Here is a 19018-nt window from a genome sequence, read left to right as displayed (position 1 = left end):
CAGGCCGGACGTCGCGCTCGCTCAGGCTTCATCATCAACCTTCTCGCCGGCAATCGTGACCTCTTCCCCAAGCGTTTCGTGCACGTAAAGCCGGCGCACGGCGACATCGATGACAATGGCGAGGGGATAGCCAAGCAGCAGGCCGAGCGGGCCGAACAGGATGCCCAGCGCCACCACGGCAAACAGTCCAACAGCCGGGGGCAGGTCGACCGCCTTGCCGGAGAGCAGAGGCATGATGATGTTGCTCTCGATCTGCTGCACGACCACAAACACGCCGAGCGTCCACCAGACGAGATTCCAGCCATCGGCCGAAGCCAGCAGCAGCGCGGGAATGGCCGCTATCACCGGGCCAACAATAGGAACGAATTCCAGCACGCCAGCGATCAAGCCGAGCGCCAACGCTGACGGCGCACCGACAATCGCAAGCCCGATAGCGATGAGAACACCCACCAGTATCATCGCGACAAGCTGAGCGCCCAACCACATGCGCAGCGCATCAAAAGCGTCGCTCAAGGTTGCACTGACCCGCTCCTGCGCGGACTTTGGGAACAGCTTCAGCAGTCCGTCGCGATAGATCTTCGGCTCGATTGCGATGTAGATGCCCGCAATAAGCACCACGATGAAAGTGGCGAATGCGCCGAATATGGTCGATCCCCACGACACCGCATTCATGATCAGGTTGCCGACGGAGGATCCCTTCACGATGTCCGAAACGGACAGAAACGGCTCAGCCCGGGACAGGCTGGCCACCGCCGCTGGAAGTTTCTCAATCAGCGCATAGAGCTGATCGGCGATTTCGGCACCGAACAGATAAACCACCAGCGCGATCAGCGACGCCGTTCCGAACCCCGCCACCGCCAGCGACAGCTGCTCGCCCCAACCGGTAAGCCTGCGCACCGGAGCCGCGATGGCATGCAGCACCACGGCCACCAGCACCGCTCCGAAGATCAGCAGCAGAATGTCGGAAAGCACATAAAGCGCGGCGGCCAGCGCCAGGATGCCGACGACAATAAGCACGCGGCGGATGAATTGAGCTTCGCTCAGCACCGACGAAGGGGTCAGCAAGTTGGTCATCTCCCATAGGAACAGGCCGCACCAGACACCGGACGAGCCAAGCCGAGGCGCCGGTCCCTGCACCTGGATGGGAGGAGGATCGCACCGGAGCGTTACGGAACCTCTCAACGGCCGCGATAACTCAGCCGGATTTAATAAGGTTGCATCGCCTTTTCCGTCGGGTGGCCCGTCGAGAGCCCGCCTAGCCTTCTCCCACGTGTCGCCGCCCAGTGTGCCGCACGGAAACAGGATTCGAGACGCTTCCCTTCGCCGGACAAAAGCTGTAGCAAAAGCTCTCCGCAGTGGTACGCCCGAGTGGTGGAACTGGTAGACGCACGGGACTCAAAATCCCGCATCCGCAAGGGTATGTCGGTTCAAGTCCGACCTCGGGCACCACAGCGCGGAACTCTCAAAATTCGTTATCGGCAAAGCTGCGCCCGTTCGCGTTGGGTCGCCGGGTACCATTTCCCGCGTCACACATTGCGTCAAGCGCCGCGCGTATGGGGCCCCGGCTATCGGCCAGCAAGCGAGATTGTTTCCCGGCCTCCTCCCATCCGCGGCCTGTTAAGGCCTTCATGCGAAACTGCCCGCCTCATCAATCCGCGGGACAGCAACATGCGCAAATTATCCGTCGGCGACTGCATCAGCTTCGGCTGGGAGACCTTCAAGAAGCGGCCCTGGTTCCTCATCGGCACGCTTTTGCTCGTGTTGATCATCACCTCCATCCCCAGCTCGTTCGGCCCCGATCTGCCGGACATTGATCCAAATGGCGAATTCATTCCCGAACCTGTTACCGCCATGAGCCTCGTCGCTCTGCTGGCCAGCATCGTTGTGTCAACGCTGGCCTGGTGCGGAATTATTGCTTTCTATCTGCGCGCGCACGACAACGTCATGGGCGTACAGCTCACCGACTTCTGGAACCCTGGCCCGTTCTGGCGCTTCCTCGGTGCGCACATCCTCGCCGGTATCGCCGTCACGCTCGGGCTCATGGCCTTCGTCGTTCCCGGCCTCATCATCATGCTGGGATTGTTATTCGTGCCTTATCTCGTCGTGGAGCGCGGACTTGGACCGGTAGAAGCCATCAAGGAAAGCTGGCGCATCACCAAGGGCAACAAGTGGCAGCTCGCCCTGCTGATGCTTGCGCAGCTTGGTATCGTCATCCTCGGCCTGCTGGCGCTTGGCGTCGGTGTGTTCGTAGCCCTGCCCATCGTTATGCTGGCCAGCGCGCATGCCTATCGCACGCTGACAAACTGAGCCGCGCACCGGAATAAGGCAACCGTTGCAAAGGTGCGCATCATCCCCCCTGCGCACTGATCGCACGGTTGCCTCATTTGGCGTCTCTGTGTGCGCCTACTGACACACTGCACAACAAAGGGCCCGACCGCGCGTTGCGGCCACAGCGCAGGATATGGTATCCGCCGAGCATGAGCAGTTGGGGGAGTTGCATGCGCAGCGGCACCGCATTCGTTGCCCTGATGCTGATCGCGATGTTTGCATCGCGGCCGGCCACCGCAGCCCCTGCTCTCGTCGTTGAGCACACGAACAGCAAAGTGCTGTACGCCGAAGCTGCCGACGACCTCTGGCACCCCGCCTCGCTCACCAAGATCATGACCGCCTATCTGGTGTTCGGCGCGATCAAGGAAGGCAAGCTCACCCTTAAATCCAAGGTGACCTGCTCGGCCGATGCGCACACCCAGCCGCCCAGCAAGATCGGGCTCGCCGTCGGCGGACAGCTCACGGTCGATAAAGCACTTGAATCCCTGATCGTAAAATCTGCCAACGATGTCGCCGTGATGCTGGCTGAAGCCGTCGCCGGCAGCACGGTTGCCTTCGTCGCCAAGATGAACGCCACAGCCCATCGCCTCGGCATGAGCCGCACCGTGTTCGTCAACCCGAATGGACTGCCTGCTCCGGGACAGGTGACGACAGCGCGCGACCTTGCCAAGCTCACGCGGGCGGTGATCGACGAATTCCCGGAACATGCCCACTACTGGGGCATGTCGGAGATGCGTCTCGGCAAGCAGCGGCTTACGTCGCACAATGGCTTGCTCCGGTCACTTGAAGGCGCCGATGGCTTCAAGACCGGCTTCATCTGCGATTCCGGCTTCAACGTTGTTGCCTCGGCTACCCGCGACGGCCGCCGCATCATTGCAGTTGTTCTGGGTGATGTGACCAGCGCTGAGCGCAACATTCGAGCCGCCAGCCTTTTGGAACATGGCTTTCAGCAGCCGGGCTGGAAGCAGCTTTTCAATTCAACCACCATCGACAACATGCCCTTGGCGCCTGCAGTTCCGGTCCGCAGCGTGCGTAAGGATGTGACGTCCTGGGGCTGTAACCCGCCGCCGGCCAAAAAGCGCAAACCTAAACCGGCGACGGTGAAGGCCAAGGACGACGGCAAGAAGAAAGAAGCCAAGCGCGCGCCGCGCGGCGATGGTGGCGAGCCTCGCCCCGCACCGGTCACCGTTGAGGTTGAAACCGGAAGCGGTGACACCTCGGCGATCCAGCTTCGCGGCACGATGCCGCCACCGGCAGCGGCATTCCAGGCGCCGCACTAAAACGCGTCAGCTTTGATTGGCGAAGTTCGGCATCCACGCCAGCCTCAACATCTGGCCGGCTGACGCGTGATGCGCCCGGCTCCGGCGTGGGCGGGCGCTACAAAGCCTCACCTGATCCGCTCGACGTAGATGCGAGCTCAGTCAGCTTCGCTGCGAGCAATCACAAATCAGGCGATCAGCTCCAGCTTGTCATTGCCCCAATATGGGCAGCCAGCCGGCACGTCAATCAACGGCTTCACATTCGGATCGCGCCGCGCCGGCGCTCCATCCGCAGGAGGCGCGGGCTGCTCCATCTGCCGATCATTCGATCCGCTGCCTTGCGGCGCCCCAGCTTCTTCAGCCAGCACAGATCCTGCAATCCCGAAAGCCATCACAACGGCAGCGCAACGGATGGTTAACTGCAATGATAGGGACATGGGTACACCTCGCTGTCCATTCACCCCGAACAAACGCCAACGCGAGATTATCACGGAGCGCACGGGTTGGCTTTCACAGTTTCAAAACGGGGCAACTCGGGCTGGCGTGCTTCTTGCTACCCTACCGCAAGATGCACCACACGGGATTCCAAGACGATGTCAAATGTCTGGCAACACAAGCCGTCCATAGACGAGCCTGAATTCGACGCCATGGCGATCGTGTTGGAGGCCAAGCACGGCCAGTTTGCGGCCGAGGTGGCGGACTTTTTCTCAGCGGTGCACTTCAAAAATGGCGACCGAGACCGATCCGATGCCTGGGCCGATGTCGCCGAGCGTTTGCGCGAGCGTGAAAACGAGCGACTGCTTGACTGAAAGTGGCGCTGAACGGGAAACCATGGCTCAGAGCACAACCAATACTCTCAGGGCTTCCCCCATCAATCGCATCAAAGACGCCATTCAGGTTTTTCCGGCACAGATCCTGACCATTCTGCGCGGCGAGACTGACCGTCACCGTGCGCAGCGGGACGCGATGACCGCGTTCTCCGTTCGCTGCGCCAGTGCTGCGCTGATGTATCTGTCGCAAATCGCGCTGGCGCGCTGGATGGGCAGCTATGAGTACGGCATCTACGTTTTCGTTTGGACCTGGGTGATGGTGCTTGGCGGCCTGGCCGATCTCGGGCTCGGCGTTGCCACCATCCGATTCATTCCGGGCTATCGCGAAACCGGCGAAACCGAGCTGGTGCGCGGCGTGGTGCGCGGCTCACGCTGGCTTTCAGTCGGTGTTGCGACGCTCATCATGCTTGCTGGCCTGGCCGGACTCTATCTCTTTGAACCGCTCGACAGCCATTACATGGTGCCGGCGTATCTCGCGCTGGTCTGCATCCCGCTATACACGCTCACCTGGGTTCAGGACGGCATCGGCAAGGCCTTCGCCTGGATGGGGCTGTCGCTTGTTCCGCCGTATATTCTGCGTCCGGCACTGCTGCTTGCAGCCATGGTCGCCGCGCACGAAGCCGCACTGCCGATGGATGCAAATACCGCCGTCGCCGCAGCCATCGTCGCCACATGGATCACCGGCGTGGTGCAAACGATCCTGATGGATCGCCGCATCAAAGCCACCATCGGCGCGGGCGTGCGGCGTTACAATTTTCCGCTGTGGCTGAAGGTGAGCTGGCCGCTGCTGGTCATCAACGCCAGCGAGTTCGCGTTGCAGAGCGCCGACGTGCTCATCGTCTCGCACTACATGAACCCGACCGACGTCGCGATCTACTTCGCTGCAGCCAAGACGATGTCGCTCATTCTGTTCGTGCATTACGCGGTCGGCAGCTCGGTGGCGAACCAGTTTGCAGCGCTTTACGCGCGCGGCGATCACGGCGAACTCGACCGTTTCGCGCGCGAAGCCTCGCACTGGACATTCTGGCCGTCGCTTGCCGCGGGTGCTGTGCTGCTGGCGATGGGCATGCCGTTGCTCTGGCTGTTCGGCCCGCAGTTCACCGCAGGCTATCCCGTGATGCTGATCCTCATCGTCGGCTTCCTGTTCCGCTCTGCGATGGGCCCGGCGGAATTCCTGCTCAACATGCTGGGCAAACAGAAAATCAGTGCCGCGGTTCAGGTGACGATGGCGGTGCTGACGATTGTGCTCAATCTGATACTGGTGCCGCTGTACGGCCTGATCGGCGCGGCGACCGCAACATCGATCGCGCTGGCAACCGGCGCGCTGCTGAACAGCATCGTGGTCAGTCGTTCGCTGGGCATCGAGGTTGCGATCTGGCGCAATATCTTCCGCCACTAGAGTCCTGTTTGGCACCGCGACTCCTCTGCGGGGAGCCGGCCGCCGGTGCTGGGTACAGAACAAAAAAATGCCGCCGTAGCCATAGAGCCGGGCGGCATTTGTATTTCAGATAGCGACCGGAGCGTGCCGTGCGTCTTTCGCGCGGAGCCGCGAAGCCTACATCGGCGTGCCGATCACCAGCGTCCAGAACGACTTGAACTCGGTGCGCGGATCCTGCACCAGCGCGATACCCATGTGGGTCGCATCCTTGAGCAGCAGGTTCTTGTTGTGGCCGGGACTATCCTTCCAGCCGCGCATCACCTCAAGAAAGTCCACCTGACCGGTGCCGACGTTCTCCGCCGCAAGTTTGGCGTTGAAGCCGGTACGCTTGACGCGATCCCATGGATTGGAGCCGTCCGAACCATAGTGCGAAATGCGGTCCCACTTGGCGAGGTCACGCGAATGGCCCTTGGCAGCTTCCGACAGCTCGGAGTTGAGGCGCAACGGCTTCAAACCCTTGTCGCGGCGATACTGATTGATCACGTCGCGAGCTTTTTCCGGATCGAGCGCCGTGTGAGAATAATCCCGATCGGAAAGCGCGCCGGTTGTCGCTTTCTCATAGGAGCCCTTCGGCGCCTGATCGCCCAAGCTGGCGTACTGCTGTCCGGCTACCGCTGTCTTGCGACCGCGAGGCGCACCGGGATCACCGCCCAGCGCAACACTCTGCATGTTCGGAGACGAGGTTATCGACCCCGTTGTATCAGGCTGAGCATAACCGGACGAAATGGTGGTGTTGGAAGAGCCAAGGCTGCAGGCAGCCAATGCAATGGCTGCAATTGCGCAAAGCGCGACGCGATACATACGAACCACTCCCGCGTGGATGATTGCGGTACATTGATCAATCATCGCGATAACCTGTTAACTCGCCGTTAATGCTAATGACCCGGAAGCACATGTGTAGATCCGGACCAACTGCCCACGATCCAGCCATCGTTTGTGGCTTCCCCAATTCCCTCGGGGCCCCGCAGCGGTTTCGGAGCCAAAGCGCGCCTCCCCATATGGCGTCGTCAATTTGGCCCAGTTGAGGCCAAACCCGGGCGCCAATCTGACAAAAGCCAGCTGCGGGCGATGCAACATTGGTTGTCAGTAACTTCCTCAGCCCCTTGATGCAGCGGGGACTTCAAACACAATCCATTTTCAGTGGCTGCTGATTCGCGCGTTCGGCCGAAGGTCTACGAAGGAGAATCCTTGTATGTCGGCGCCGAGCTTGAGCGCGCAGGCGCTGCCGGTGAACGGCAGTGGGCCGCAGCAGGACACAGCAAACCCTATCGAGCACCTTATTCTTGTGCGGGCAGCGTGTGCAGGCGGCGCCAGCCGCGCCCAGGTCATTCGCGACCTTGCACCGCTTTTCACCCCCAAGGTGCCATCAGCCCGCTGGCGCTCGAAGGCCGACACTGCACTGACGAAACTGATGCTTGGCGGTTTCATCACTGAAGCGCGCAGCAAGCTGAAGCTGACAGCAAGCGGCGAAGAGACAGTCGCCAGATATTTCGGCGAGAAGGAAGCGCACAACCGCACCTGGAGCGAACAGCGCGATGTGTGGCTGACGGCTAAGGCGCTTGGCGTCGACCCGCGCAAATCGGCGCCGCGCTCTGCGCTGTCTCGCAAGGATGGTCTCAGCGCGCTGGTGGTGCAGCATACGTTTGGGCTGTCGGTGCGTCAGGCGCTCTCGCCCTCCAAGCTGCGGGCCGCACTTGCGTTGCTGGCGCTTGAACGGGCTTTCGGCGACAACGTGAAAGACGGGCTGGGTAAGGGCTCACCGCTTTCAGCCAAGGCGGGACGCGTACTTGCCGGACAACTGCTGAAAAAACCGCGCGAGTTGCCGACCGACGCGCGCCTCATTACCGCGCTATGCGCCGATCAGGCCGGCAGTATCCGCTACGATGTTGAAAGTCTTCGTCTGGCGGTGTTGCGCAAACTGGCATCCGCTGAGGTGTCGAAACTCCCGCGCATCGCCGAAAGAACCCCCTTGCCGCCGCCGAGCGAATCATTTTCGCAAAGCGTCCTCCAGTTCACACCGCAACCGGAAGAAGCGCCGCAGCGCCCTGGATTGTCGCAATTTTCTGCCGGTGTGCTCAGGGCGGCACGGAGCAACGCCGAGGGCTGGCCAGGGGCCCGGAAGGCGTTTATTTCAAAGGTGTGGGACGCGATCTGCACCTCGCACCCCGAATGGGGGCTTTCCGAGATCGAGTTCAAAGACATGCTGGCCGGGGCTCACCGGGCAGGCCAACTTGTATTGGCCGGTGCAGACCTTAAAGACAAACAAAACATCAAGGAGTTTGAGGATTCAGCGATCCTCTACAAGAACACCGTCTGGCACTACGTGCGCGTCGAAGACTAGGACGTCGAGGACCGTCGACTGATGCAGCTTAATCAAGCTTCCCCACAGCCAGCTTCCGACCGGCTGTTCTCAGCGTTCGAACACTCCATCACGTGGGAGGACGATATCTGGCGGGCTGACCCCGTCGATGTCGTCGAGGTTCACGCCAAGGCACGCCGCAAGTTTTCTGACCTGCTTTCCGGGATCGTTTCGGGCCGCGGCCCCGGTACGCAGGATCGTATCCTGCTGTTCCACGGCCAGTCCGGCGCGGGAAAAACGCACCTTTTGCGCGCACTGCGCACATCTGCCCATCGCGAAGGCCGCGCTTATTTCGGCTATGCGCAGATGACACCGGATGTCGCCAACTACGCCGACTATTATCTGCGCCGTCTCGTCCATTCGCTTGAGAAGACATACGATCCGGATGCTTCCGGCGAGAGTGCCCTGGCGCGCCTGACGAGCCGCATGATCGACAACGCCGATGTCGATCCCAAGGATCTGCAGAACCTGCGCGAAGCCAGCCTGGATGAAACGCGGCTGGCGCAGCTCGTGCTGAAGATGGCCGACGATATTCTGGCTTCGCCTCGCTATGCCGAGCTGGAACTCGACATCAACGTCGTTCGCGCGCTGCTGTATCTTGAGCGCCGCGATCCGCGTATCGATCAGCGCGTGCGCCAGTATCTGCATGGCCGCCCGCTGACGGAGCTTGCGCATCAGGCCGTTGCCGCGCTCGACCCCAATGACGGCGAAGATCGCGCATTCGAAATCATCGCCGCACTTGGCGGACTGATGTGGAGCATTGATCGCGCCGCGCTGGTGTTCTGCGTCGATCAGGTTGAAGACCTGCGCTTTTTCTCAGACGCCGAAGAACGTTTCCAGCGCGCGGTGCGCGACTTGATCCAGATGGCCAACCGCGTTCCGAACGCCATCCTCATCATCTCGTGCCTTGAGGATTTTTACGGTCAGGTGCGAGGCGTTCTCGCGCAGTCCTACATCGATCGCATCGAGAAGTCGGGGCCGGTGGCGCTGCTGGAAAGCCGCACGCCGGAAGAAGCGCGCCTGATCATTGCTAAGCGGTTGGCGCACATCGCCGAAGCTGCCGAGCAAGGCACACATTACTCCGATCCATCGGCATACTTCGGCCCGCAGTTCTATGAGGAATTCGCCGGTCTTTCGACGCGGCGCCTGCTGGAGCACGCCTACAACCGGCTGCGCACCAAGACCACCTCGGACGAACCGGACGACGAAACCGAAGATGTAAGCATCGCGCAGTCGGAGCCCAGCGGTTTCATCTCGCGGCTCGCAGCGGCGCTTGGCCTCGGCGTGCCAGAAGAGATGGGTGGCGCTCCGGCGCGGCCTGCTGTTGCAAACAGTGCGCCGGCTTTTGACTATCGTGAAACGTGGGAACGCTTCCAAAGCGCATCCGAAGCTGAAATTCCCTCTGACGAGAGCGAGCTTCTGGATGTGCTGGCCGGTGCTCTGCCGCTGGCCCGCGAAGAATGGGCCGGCACGCTGCAGCTTTCCGTCGAGCGGCTTGAGCTTGGCGATGACGTGGCTGCGCTCGACTTTACGCTGCGCCACGAGCAGGGCTTCGCCACGGATGGCCGCGTTTTCATCTGCAATCGTCCGACGCAGGGCGGTGGCCTGAAGCGACAGCTTGACCGTGTGCTTTCCAGCATGGGCACCAAGCAGTGCTTCATGCTGCGCGCCTCAGATTTCCCGCCCAATCGCAAGAACCAGACGGCGCAAGCGGTGCGCAAGTTCCGCGAGAATGGCGGCCGCACGCTCACTGTTCCCATCGCCGAATGGGAGCGCATGATGATGGTGCGCGAATTCCAGACGCACCATCGACTCGATCCCGGCTTCATGGATTGGCTGGCGGGCGCGAAGCTGCTTTCGAACCTTACTGTCATCATCCAGTTGCTGCGGCTCGATCTGCTTGGGCGCACGTTGCCGCGCTCCGCAATGATGGAGCTGCACGGAGTACATCAACCGGAAGCGCCCGCCGCCGGTGCAACGAACGCGACGACACCTGCTCGCGGCCTGATGGGCGCGCTGGAAACGATGGCGCCCGCTTCGCCGGATGGCACGGAAGTCTTCGACGAAGAGGGCGTTGAAACACCAGCCGTCGGCGAAGTGGAAGAACAGCTCCCGCTGTCGGTCATCCTCGACGAAAATAGTGACGGCGACAGCATTTTCAGTGGGCGTGAGATCCGCGCTGGCGGCCGCCCGGTGACGCTGAACAAGAACGTTCTGAAACGCCACGCAGCGGTGCTTGGCGGCTCCGGCTCCGGTAAAACGACGCTGGCGCTGAGCCTTATCGAGCAGCTTCTGCTGCGCGGCATCCCCGCCGTTCTGCTGGACCGCAAGGGCGATCTCTGCTCCTACGCCAACCCGGATGTCTGGCGCGAAAACGACGAGGAATTTTCCGAGCGGCGTGGCGAGCGCGAAAAGCTGGCCGACGCGATCGACGTTGCCGTGTTCACACCCGGGCGTTCTTCAGGCCGGCCGATCTCGATCACGCTGCTGCCTAACGGCATCAACGAATTGCCGGATCATGAGCAACAGCTGCTGGCGAACCTTTCGTCCGCAGCGCTCGGCGAAATGCTGCATCTAAAGAACTCGGCAACCCACCAGAAGCAGTCGGGCACTTTGTCGGTTGCGTTGCGCATTCTCGGTTCACGCCACAGCCGCGAAGTGACGCTGGCTGACCTCATCAACCTGTTGGAAGATGAAGACCCCGAGCTGTCCGATCTGACGCAGCGCATGGACCCATCCGGCAAGCTGCGTCGCGATCTGGTGGCCCAGCTCGACAGTCTCCGTCACCGCAACGCGTCGCTGTTCGAAGCGGGCGGTGAGTCACTCACCATGGAGTCGCTGCTTGGCCTCGGTCCGCATGCTCGCGAAGGCCGCACCCGCCTTTCCATCATCTACACGGGCTTCCTGGGCGACAACGAGAACATCCTGTTCTGGGTCTCGCAGTTCCTTTCCGAAGCACTGCGCTTCTGCCAGCGCAATCCGAACGATGAACTGCAGGCCGTCGTTATGTTCGACGAGGCCGACCTTTACATCCCGGCTAACGCGAAACCGGCAACAGCTGAGCCGCTGCAGAGCCTGCTGAAGCGCGCACGCTCCGCCGGTCTGGGCATCATGCTCGCCACCCAGTCGCCGGGCGACCTCGACTACAAGAGCCGTGATCAGATCACGAGCTGGTTCATCGGTCGCGTGCGCGAAGACACTGCTTTGCGCAAGCTGAAGGCCGCGTTCCAGAGCGAGTCCGGCCTCGACCCGGCTGCCGTGCTACCCGGTCAGACGGTGGGTGAGTTCCATCTCGTGCAAGAAAACCTGGTGCGCTCGATGAAGGCCCAGCGCTCGCTGATCATGGCGGAGCAGGTGCCGTTCGACCGGATCGAGCAGCTGGCGCGAGAAACGAAGGGGCAGGACGAGCGCCAGCTCCGCCTGTTCGACGCGCCGTTGCGGGCGATTGCGGGTGGTCTTAGCAAGCGCGGCTGATGCAAATCGGCCACACTTCCACAGATTGCTGATCTATTGGGCAAACCAGCCTGCACAGTCGGCAGGTTGCACGATGTGCTGTGGCGCAACCGGCACAAGCATTTGATTGCAATAGCATTTTAATTGATATGGACGCCTCGGCAACCCTGTCCCGGAGCCTAATCCCTTCGCATCTGCGAAGCGACTCACGCCTGACTCAGCAAACAACGCGTGTCAACTGCTTTATTCTGATGTAAATTATACATGTCGCTGAACATCAAGGGGGCTCAGCGGCAACGTCTTGAACGGGTTGCTGGTTTGCGAGTTGTGCGCCGCTGCGGCATTGGCGGCGTTCGTGCGGGGTAGAGTGTTATGGTTGCGAAGTCTTTCATGATGCTTGTCGTTGCGACAGTATTGGGGCCGGCTGTGGGTGTAGGTCTTTTTGTGCTGTTGAATACCTTCTGACAGGTGATTTCCAGCAGCATACGTATCGTTGGCGCGGCCATCACGGGTGCACAAACTGCCCGCGCCGCATCGCGCTTGCGCCATTCCACCGGGCCAATGTCGCCATAAAAAACGGCTAGCTGTTGCTTGTGTCGAGCGCGTCCCGCGCTCTTTTTTATTGAGCCCGCAACGACGGCGCTCGATCACAAGCGGGCTGCCATGCTTGTTCCATTTCGCGTGCTGTTTCGGGCGGTTGAGCTGCTGCTCCTGCTACCGCTACGCATCCTGCAACTGCTGTTCAGCGGCCTCGCATTCAATCCCAGGCTGGGCATGCTGCGCTATGTGTTCGGCGCTGCGCTGGTCTATGTCGTGTTCGCGGTTGCGCTGGTCTACGTGCTGGCGCCAATTCGCGGCGAGATCGGCCATTATACGCTGGGTCCGAAGCTGCACTACGACGCCGAACGCTGGCTGGCGACGGCTCTGCACGACAGCCGCGGCAGCTTTGTTGGTACGTTTGACCCGCGCCTCGACAGCCTACGCGACGTAAATTTTACCGGCGAAGCGATCGACCTGGGCGCCTACGTGGCCAACCCGGATCATAAATCAATACCGGTTCGTCAAGTGCCGGAAAGCTTCTGGCAATGCATCGTTTATCACGAGGACCGCAATCTGGGCGGTCTGCTCAATCCATTCGGCATCGACCTGCCCGGCGTGCTCAAGATTCCATTCTCGACCGTCCGCCGCTCGGTCGCCGCCCGCCGCCCGGTGCTGGGTGTCGGCGGCTCGACCCTGGCGATGCAGTTTGTGCGCGTGATCTATAAGACGCCCCCGCACAGCAACGAGGGTGCCTTCATAAAGCTGAAGCGCAAGCTGACGGAATGGTGGCTGGCGCCTGTCGTCTATCGCGAGCTGACCGCAGGCGGCGATGATGCCGGATTGAAGCAATGGGCGGCGAACCACCTCTGGCTCGCGCAGCGTACCGGCGGATCGCCCCTGCACGGCATCGAGGTGACGAGCCGCATCGTGTTCGGCAAGGAGGCCGCCGACCTGACGGTGGCGGAGCAGTTCGTGCTGGCGTCGGCTGTGAACCGCCCGATCATCCTGCTGGAAGGCAGCGAACGGCTGAATGCGGTGCGCCTCGACCGCTGGCGCTATATTATAGAAGTGCGCGCCCGCACCTGCGCCGAGAAGCTCATCACCGATGAAGCACAGCAGAAGGAAGTGCTGTTCGAACTGGTTGCGATGGCGTCCGGTCCACCGGCCCCGAAGATGAAGCCGCGCCTGCACCGCGCCCTTGAAGCCCATGCCCCAGCGCTCGCAACCGTGGCGCAGGCCAACCCGGTTATCCGCGCCAACGCCCTGCTGCCGTCCGCCCGCTATGGCATCCGCGAGGAGATGAAGCAGCGCTTCGGCTTTGCCTGGCGCGAACACATCCGGGGCGTGACGACGACGCTGGACGCAGCGCAGAACCTTGATTTCCGCGACGGCGCACGCACTGCGCTTGCCGCCATCAATACCAAGTATGCCGACCGCATTTCACCGGGCTACACGCTTGACCCGGCAGCCATCAATGACACGCAACGCAGCCCCGGCGTTGTCATCGCAGCCGCCAACGCGCGCGGCGAAATCGTGCGCTACTATGAGCAAGGCGACAACGCCGCCTATTTCGGCTCACCGTTTGCGCGCCGTGCCGATGATGGCCACTACGATGCAAACCGCGAAAGCCGCATGGTTGCATCGACCGGCAAAATCCTGGCTGCGATCGCCATCGCCAACACGCTGCGCGACACGCCGCAATCGATTTACGTCGATCCGCGTGCGCCAGCTGCCGGACTGGATACCTGCGCGCGTGGCAACGAACGGCAAGGCCGCAGCGCGCTGGTGTCGTTTGCCTGTTCGCTCAACGAACCACTGCTGACGCGCACCGCGCAGATTGGCCAGCGGCCCATCAAGCGACTGATAGATGGCTTCGGTTTCACGATGCCGCCGACCAACGCAAACGGCGAAGGCACGCCGCCTTCAACCGCTGCCGTGCTGGGACAGATTGCCGGCGCGCCAAGACGTGTGCACCACATGGCAGGCGCCGTGCTGGCGAGCCTGACAGGTGCCGGCGCCAAGCCACTGCCCCAACCGACGCTGATCAAGAGTTATGACTTTACGCATTCCGAGCCCACGCCATCGGACGAGTTAGCCATCGTGCCGAACCGTCTGATCCGCGCCGATGGCCGCCCGACGCTGCGTGCGCTGCTGGAAGCGCCGCTGTGCCATCAGGCGGCGGGACGTCCTGCGGGCACGCTGAAAGAGCTGGCGCAATGGTGCGCGCGCCGCCGCAACAGTGTGAAGCTGCACTTTGCAAAGACAGGCACGCAGGTGACGGAAGATCGCGACGCGACGGTGGATGCATGGATTACTGGCGGCGTGCAGTTTTCTAATGGTGCCGCGTATTCATATGTCGTTGTTGTCGGCACCGGCTCGGGTTCGCAACCGTGGGCGCACAAACTTCACGCAGCCCAGGTTGCTGCACCACTTGTGGATGCGTTGCTGGCTGATCTGGAAGCCGAAACACTGGGGCGAACGCCAAAGCGCACTGCGGGTAATTAGCTTTGTGGCGCTCGGCGACACCGCTACGCAGAGCCGGCCGCCGAGCGCGTAGGAAACGTTGAGAGGAGACATGTATCTGCACTTCTCTTCGCACCGTTTGCGCGAAAGATAATGCCCCTGTGCGTAACAGGTTCGAAATCGCGATGTGCAGCTCACAGTCACCTTAGCGCCGCACTCAAGACAAAAATCGCGCGTACCAAGCTCAAGGATCACTTACCGGCACGATGACAAGACACTGAAGTGCGGACGAGGCGTTGCGCGCATCGGTGGGAACGGCTTTGCGCATCAACGCGCTCAGCCGACGACCACCTGCGCGCAATCGATTGAGCGGGTTTCGAAATGTCGTTGCGGACGAATGCACCGTGGTCGCATATGCGCGAAGCAGGCGCTGGCTACGGATATGGCTTTGAATCCGACAGCGATTGGGCCGAGCCTGAAGCCAAAAAACGCGACTGGAAAAAGATCGTCCTGATCGTCGGTCTGGCAGCATTGTCGTGGATTGCGACCTACGTCGGCATGCTGGAGCTGATCGAAAGCAACATGGGCACGCTGCCTCTGGTGCATAAGGCGATCATCGGATTTTCGGTCGCGATGCTGATGACGATGGTCGTGTGGCTGCTCGACCAGATGTTTTCACCCATCGATTGGTTCACCCGCCTCACGTACATATTCGGATACATCTTTCTTACACTCATTTCCGTCGGCTTCGGTTTCGGCTTCTACTGGAAGGTGCTGGAAAGCCGCTCGGAAGCTGCGCGTTCAGCGGAAAGCGCGGTTGGGCAGGTTCAGTCTGCGCTGCACGGTGCAGCAACCCGCCTTGAACAATTGAATTCCACTCTTGTGCAACTGGCTGCCGTCTCAACGCAGAAGGCAACGCTGGAGCGCGAGAAAGGTTCAACCTGTCCGAACTCGTCGCCCGGCGATGGTCCGCGCCGCAAGCTGCGCGATGAAGATGCCCAGCGCTTCAGCTTCGCTTCCGATTTCGTGACCGGCCGCGTGGGCTCGATCAAAGGCGACATGGCGCTGCTGGATGGCGACATGGCCAAGATCGTAAAGAACGACGCTTCGACGATGGACGCGCACGGCACGCGCAACGAATTCATGCGCTCGCTGGGCCGTCGCCTTGACATGACCGTGACCGGTTTCAACGCGTTCCGCACCGATCCGCAGTTGCGCCAGATCCGCGCCGATCTTGCCGACCGCGCCGAGCGCTCGAGCTTCAGCGCCGACAACGGCAAGGCGTTCGCCTGCCCCGATGCGCAACTGCAGGCGTCACTGCGTGGTGTTGTGCGCGCGATCGATCAACTGCCAACGCTTGAGAAACCGCAAATCGCTGCTGTTGAAGGCTCGGAAGCCACCATCGAAGCCTTCCGCCGCCTGACCGCAACATTTATTGGCCTGCTGTCGTTCGAGCTGCCGCCATCGGCTGATGAGCTGCGCACGCTGCAACAGCGTGCGGTGCAATCGATCGACAATCCGGCTGCCGTATCAGCGCTGAACAACGAAACCGTGGGCCTTTCCCAGCGTGATTACATTCCGCTCGGCGTGGCACTGTTCGTTGATCTCTGTCTGCTGCTGGTTTCGATCGGGCGACCGATGAACCGTTTCGTAGCCACGCGCCAAAGCATGATCGACGCTGAACGCGGGCCGGTGTTTCCGATCCTGTCGCGGTTTTCGCAGATCCATAACCACGACGAGATGCGCGGCACGTTCGATGTGTTTCGCGAAGTGATTTTTGAATCCGGCGGCACCTATTATGTCGCCGTGCCGCTGAGCGCGCCGCGCGAACATCCGCAGCGCGATGAACTGCTGCGTGAAGCGCAGATGCTGGCCAACCTGTGCTACGCGCTGGAAGGGCAGGGCATTCTGGCGCGTCCGTGGAAAATCGCGCCGGGTCTGGTGGCGGCGCGCAAGCTGCGTCGGCAGGGCTCCAAGTTCATCGAGTGTTACCGCGACGGTCAGGTGGCACCGGTGCCGCGCGCGATGCGTGCGCTTGGCGGTATGTTCATTGCCGACAATGCCGGCGAGGACAGGCCCGCGTTCCGGATTTATGCCTTCAAGCGCGGCGCCTGGCCGGAGATGATCCTGGGCGCGGTGATGGGCGCGGCGCGGCGCATGGAGACGGAGCAGCAGCGTCAGCGGGTGCTTTCGCTTGCGGTTGTAGAGGACGCGCACGTAAGGGCGGAGTTTGAGCGCTCGATACTTGAAGACCGCGCGCCGGAGAGTGGGCGCGGGCATACGCACCGCACGGTTGATAGCGACGCGCTCGACGTCGGTGGTGATCATGATGCCGATGAGCGGGATGTGGATCTAGCCCCGCGTCGTCACCGCAGCGAGCCGCGCAGTTATCGCCCGTTCCGGCATCGGCCGGGCATGGCTGAGGAGATGGCCGAGCCTATCCTGGATGTGGTCGGCCGGCCGATCGACGACGATGACGGCTTTGCATTCGATCCCGAATGGGATGCCGCTGAGGATGATGAGCCGGAAGAGCGGGAGCGAACACCGGACCAGCCGGTCGCGGACGAGTTGCAGGCGGAAGCTACGGCTGAGGTCGGCGAGCCGGTGACAGTGCCCAAGGCGGAGCCCTCGATGGCGATGCCAGAATCTGCGCCGGCTACGGCCGTGTCACCCGCTGCTGCGCCGCCGAGGGCCAAACAGCCGGACGCCGCGCTGCGCCAACGCTTCGGCAGCTATGCCGGGCTCGCGGAGGCCGAGCTGGCCTCCTACCAGGACCTCGAGGACGAGGCCGGCGACGCTGATGCGCTTGGGCTAGAGGAAATTGCGGACGGGCCAGAGCAGCCGGGCAATGCGACCGCGGTGGTCGTGCCGTTCCCGCATCAGGTCGCGACGACGCCTGCGGGATCCGAGAAATATAGCAACGGCGCCGCGGCATCGTCTGAGGCGGCGACTGGATCGGACCTGGCCGCGCGCCTCGCCGCAGCGCTTTCAGCCTCGGATGGCAGCGAGGAACCCGGCGGCTGGCAAAGCATCGACCTGGAATTGAAGCGCGAGACGGCGACGCTGCGGGTGCCGGTAAGCCATGCGGCGCTGCCCGCCGAGTTGCTCCGCCTCGCCCGCTCAACGCCGGGCGGAACGCTGCGGACATCTGAAAGCGCCGCGGACGAACCGCAACTGGAGCTGGCCCTCGAAACAACCCGGCTGACCAGATCAGCTCCGACGCAGCCGGAAACGGTCGCCCGGATTGCTCAACTGCCATCCGATGAGCCTTTGTCGGATGCCGAGGAGGGTATGGGGTCACAATGGGTCGCACCACTAGATGCTGATGGCGACGCCAGCGATTTCGATCAACCGGCGCTCAAACGGCCCCGGGTACTGCGCAATATGGCGGAATAAGCCGTTGTCGGATCATGCAGAAGGGCAGGCGATCTGAGGCAGCCGGCAACAATTGTTTAACCGAAATGACAGCTTAATGCTGACCAACACAGCAACAAACCCGGTGCCGCTTTCGGCGTGGTTATCGGGGACAACACGGGGGATTACGGGTCATGTCGACAGAAACACCAGCACAGGTTCATGGCCTTTCCGTCGCTGAAAAGGTTTCCAGACTTACCGCCTTTATCACCGACGACCTCGACGCACGCGATGCATTGGGTATGCGCGAAGCAGGCGATTGCTATCTGCTCATCGCCCGTTCGCCCGAAAGCCCGATCGCCCAGGCGCTGCTTTCCCACGCCGAGCGTCTGTCGGTGATGGGTGTCAGCGTCCGCGCCATCTTCAACGAGATGGAGCCGGCCAACGGCCAGCAGGTAACCACGATTTTCAACACCTCCGCAGAGTGCCGCGTGATCCGCGACAGCCGTCTGCTCGCCGCCCACGAGCAGCTCGTGCTGACGCCGACGCGGTCCTGGGTTGGCGATTCCATGCGCCGCGACCCGCACAAGCGCGACGCCCTTGAGCGCTATGCCGCCGACTGTGCCGAAACAGCCGCATTCGCCCGCCGCTCCTTCGAGAACCTGTGGCGCGCCACCACCCCCGTGGTCGCCATGCCTTCGCTGGCCTCTCTCACCCAGATGCCGCAGCTTGCCGAAAACGCAGCCCCTGACATGCGCCGCCAGTAATTCCGGCCGCCACAATTCGATCTCCGAAAGGGGCTGGTGCGAAAGCATCGGCCCCTTTTTTCATGGCTTTGCCGGGGAAAGCGCCAGATCACGACAACGCCCCGCAACGGGCGGGAAAAAGCGATAAGCCGCTGCTTGTCGTCATTCTATGGACATTGGCCGCTGCTCCCTTTTCCGCCGCAGTAGACTTCTAAATAATTCAGCCTGACCGCTCCCGGCTCAGCCCT

13 protein-coding genes and 1 tRNA gene are annotated in these 19018 nt (G+C 61.9%); 10 read left to right on the top strand and 4 right to left on the bottom strand.

Going from position 1 to position 19018, the window contains the following annotated elements; translation table 11 throughout:
- Nucleotides 1-21: 21 nt before the first annotated feature.
- On the bottom strand, nucleotides 22-1065 hold the full coding sequence (locus QEZ49_RS15375; RefSeq protein ID WP_280388244.1) for an AI-2E family transporter: 1044 nt from the start codon (nucleotides 1063-1065) through the stop codon (nucleotides 22-24).
- A 297-nt stretch (nucleotides 1066-1362) separates the two neighbouring features.
- Between QEZ49_RS15375 and QEZ49_RS15370 the strand changes: the two genes are divergently transcribed.
- The 3 genes from QEZ49_RS15370 (at nucleotide 1363) to QEZ49_RS15360 (ending at nucleotide 3608) form a co-directional block, all read left to right on the top strand.
- Nucleotides 1363-1449 (top strand) — tRNA-Leu (locus tag QEZ49_RS15370).
- A gap of 219 nt (nucleotides 1450-1668) precedes the next feature.
- Complete coding sequence (locus tag QEZ49_RS15365; RefSeq protein WP_280388243.1) at nucleotides 1669-2307, top strand: DUF975 family protein; 639 nt, start codon at nucleotides 1669-1671, stop codon at nucleotides 2305-2307.
- Between the two features lie 191 nt (nucleotides 2308-2498).
- Entirely contained in the window at nucleotides 2499-3608 is a 1110-nt protein-coding gene (locus QEZ49_RS15360; RefSeq protein ID WP_280388242.1) for a D-alanyl-D-alanine carboxypeptidase family protein, read from the top strand.
- A gap of 167 nt (nucleotides 3609-3775) precedes the next feature.
- On the opposite strand, the gene QEZ49_RS15355 is transcribed toward QEZ49_RS15360, so the two are convergent.
- Nucleotides 3776-4024 carry a hypothetical protein gene (locus QEZ49_RS15355; RefSeq protein WP_280388241.1) on the bottom strand — a complete coding sequence of 83 codons (249 nt, stop codon included), beginning with the start codon at nucleotides 4022-4024 and terminating at the stop codon, nucleotides 3776-3778.
- Between the two features lie 156 nt (nucleotides 4025-4180).
- Here QEZ49_RS15355 and QEZ49_RS15350 point away from each other — a divergent pair, with 156 nt between their 5' ends.
- The gene (locus QEZ49_RS15350) at nucleotides 4181-4396 is read left to right on the top strand and encodes a hypothetical protein (protein WP_068461994.1); all 216 of its coding nucleotides are present in this window, start codon (nucleotides 4181-4183) and stop codon (nucleotides 4394-4396) included.
- 22 nt (nucleotides 4397-4418) lie between these two features.
- Nucleotides 4419-5816 (top strand): polysaccharide biosynthesis C-terminal domain-containing protein, encoded by a 1398-nt coding sequence (locus QEZ49_RS15345; RefSeq protein WP_280388240.1) that lies wholly within the window; start codon nucleotides 4419-4421, stop codon nucleotides 5814-5816.
- A gap of 156 nt (nucleotides 5817-5972) precedes the next feature.
- Here the strand turns inward: QEZ49_RS15345 and QEZ49_RS15340 are convergent, their stop codons facing one another.
- Entirely contained in the window at nucleotides 5973-6656 is a 684-nt protein-coding gene (locus QEZ49_RS15340) for a CAP domain-containing protein (RefSeq protein ID WP_280388239.1), read from the bottom strand.
- A 391-nt stretch (nucleotides 6657-7047) separates the two neighbouring features.
- On the opposite strand from QEZ49_RS15340, the gene QEZ49_RS15335 reads away from it, so the two are divergent.
- Nucleotides 7048-8196 carry a hypothetical protein gene (locus QEZ49_RS15335; protein ID WP_280388238.1) on the top strand — a complete coding sequence of 383 codons (1149 nt, stop codon included), beginning with the start codon at nucleotides 7048-7050 and terminating at the stop codon, nucleotides 8194-8196.
- 21 nt (nucleotides 8197-8217) lie between these two features.
- Nucleotides 8218-11688, top strand: coding sequence for a helicase HerA-like domain-containing protein (locus QEZ49_RS15330; protein ID WP_280388237.1), 3471 nt, complete (start codon nucleotides 8218-8220; stop codon nucleotides 11686-11688).
- A gap of 237 nt (nucleotides 11689-11925) precedes the next feature.
- On the opposite strand, the gene QEZ49_RS15325 is transcribed toward QEZ49_RS15330, so the two are convergent.
- The gene (locus QEZ49_RS15325) at nucleotides 11926-12318 is read right to left on the bottom strand and encodes a hypothetical protein (RefSeq protein WP_280388236.1); all 393 of its coding nucleotides are present in this window, start codon (nucleotides 12316-12318) and stop codon (nucleotides 11926-11928) included.
- A gap of 12 nt (nucleotides 12319-12330) precedes the next feature.
- Between QEZ49_RS15325 and QEZ49_RS15320 the strand changes: the two genes are divergently transcribed.
- The 3 genes from QEZ49_RS15320 (at nucleotide 12331) to QEZ49_RS15310 (ending at nucleotide 18791) form a co-directional block, all read left to right on the top strand.
- Nucleotides 12331-14712 carry a transglycosylase domain-containing protein gene (locus tag QEZ49_RS15320; protein ID WP_280388235.1) on the top strand — a complete coding sequence of 794 codons (2382 nt, stop codon included), beginning with the start codon at nucleotides 12331-12333 and terminating at the stop codon, nucleotides 14710-14712.
- Nucleotides 14713-15051: 339 nt separating this feature from the next.
- Nucleotides 15052-18066, top strand: a complete 3015-nt coding sequence (locus tag QEZ49_RS15315) for a hypothetical protein (protein ID WP_280388234.1) — start codon at nucleotides 15052-15054, stop codon at nucleotides 18064-18066.
- 152 nt (nucleotides 18067-18218) lie between these two features.
- Nucleotides 18219-18791 (top strand): hypothetical protein, encoded by a 573-nt coding sequence (locus QEZ49_RS15310; protein ID WP_280388233.1) that lies wholly within the window; start codon nucleotides 18219-18221, stop codon nucleotides 18789-18791.
- Nucleotides 18792-19018: the final 227 nt, after the last annotated feature.

The sequence above is a fragment of the Hyphomicrobium sp. D-2 genome, assembly GCF_029872155.1.
Taxonomy (GTDB): Bacteria; Pseudomonadota; Alphaproteobacteria; order Rhizobiales; family Hyphomicrobiaceae; genus Hyphomicrobium_A.
This window is presented reverse-complemented; position numbering and strand designations above follow the sequence as displayed.

Bases quoted from the DNA above. Each gene is read 5' to 3' on its own strand.
- QEZ49_RS15310 (WP_280388233.1), top strand. From the start codon at position 18,219: ATGTCGACAGAAACACCAGCACAGGTTCATGGCCTTTCCGTCGCTGAA.
- QEZ49_RS15360 (WP_280388242.1), top strand. From the start codon at position 2,499: ATGCGCAGCGGCACCGCATTCGTTGCCCTGATGCTGATCGCGATGTTT.
- QEZ49_RS15315 (WP_280388234.1), top strand. From the start codon at position 15,052: ATGTCGTTGCGGACGAATGCACCGTGGTCGCATATGCGCGAAGCAGGC.
- QEZ49_RS15355 (WP_280388241.1), bottom strand. From the start codon at position 4,024: ATGTCCCTATCATTGCAGTTAACCATCCGTTGCGCTGCCGTTGTGATG.
- QEZ49_RS15345 (WP_280388240.1), top strand. From the start codon at position 4,419: ATGGCTCAGAGCACAACCAATACTCTCAGGGCTTCCCCCATCAATCGC.
- QEZ49_RS15320 (WP_280388235.1), top strand. From the start codon at position 12,331: ATGCTTGTTCCATTTCGCGTGCTGTTTCGGGCGGTTGAGCTGCTGCTC.
- QEZ49_RS15340 (WP_280388239.1), bottom strand. From the start codon at position 6,656: ATGTATCGCGTCGCGCTTTGCGCAATTGCAGCCATTGCATTGGCTGCC.
- QEZ49_RS15350 (WP_068461994.1), top strand. From the start codon at position 4,181: ATGTCAAATGTCTGGCAACACAAGCCGTCCATAGACGAGCCTGAATTC.
- QEZ49_RS15365 (WP_280388243.1), top strand. From the start codon at position 1,669: ATGCGCAAATTATCCGTCGGCGACTGCATCAGCTTCGGCTGGGAGACC.
- QEZ49_RS15330 (WP_280388237.1), top strand. From the start codon at position 8,218: ATGCAGCTTAATCAAGCTTCCCCACAGCCAGCTTCCGACCGGCTGTTC.
- QEZ49_RS15335 (WP_280388238.1), top strand. From the start codon at position 7,048: ATGTCGGCGCCGAGCTTGAGCGCGCAGGCGCTGCCGGTGAACGGCAGT.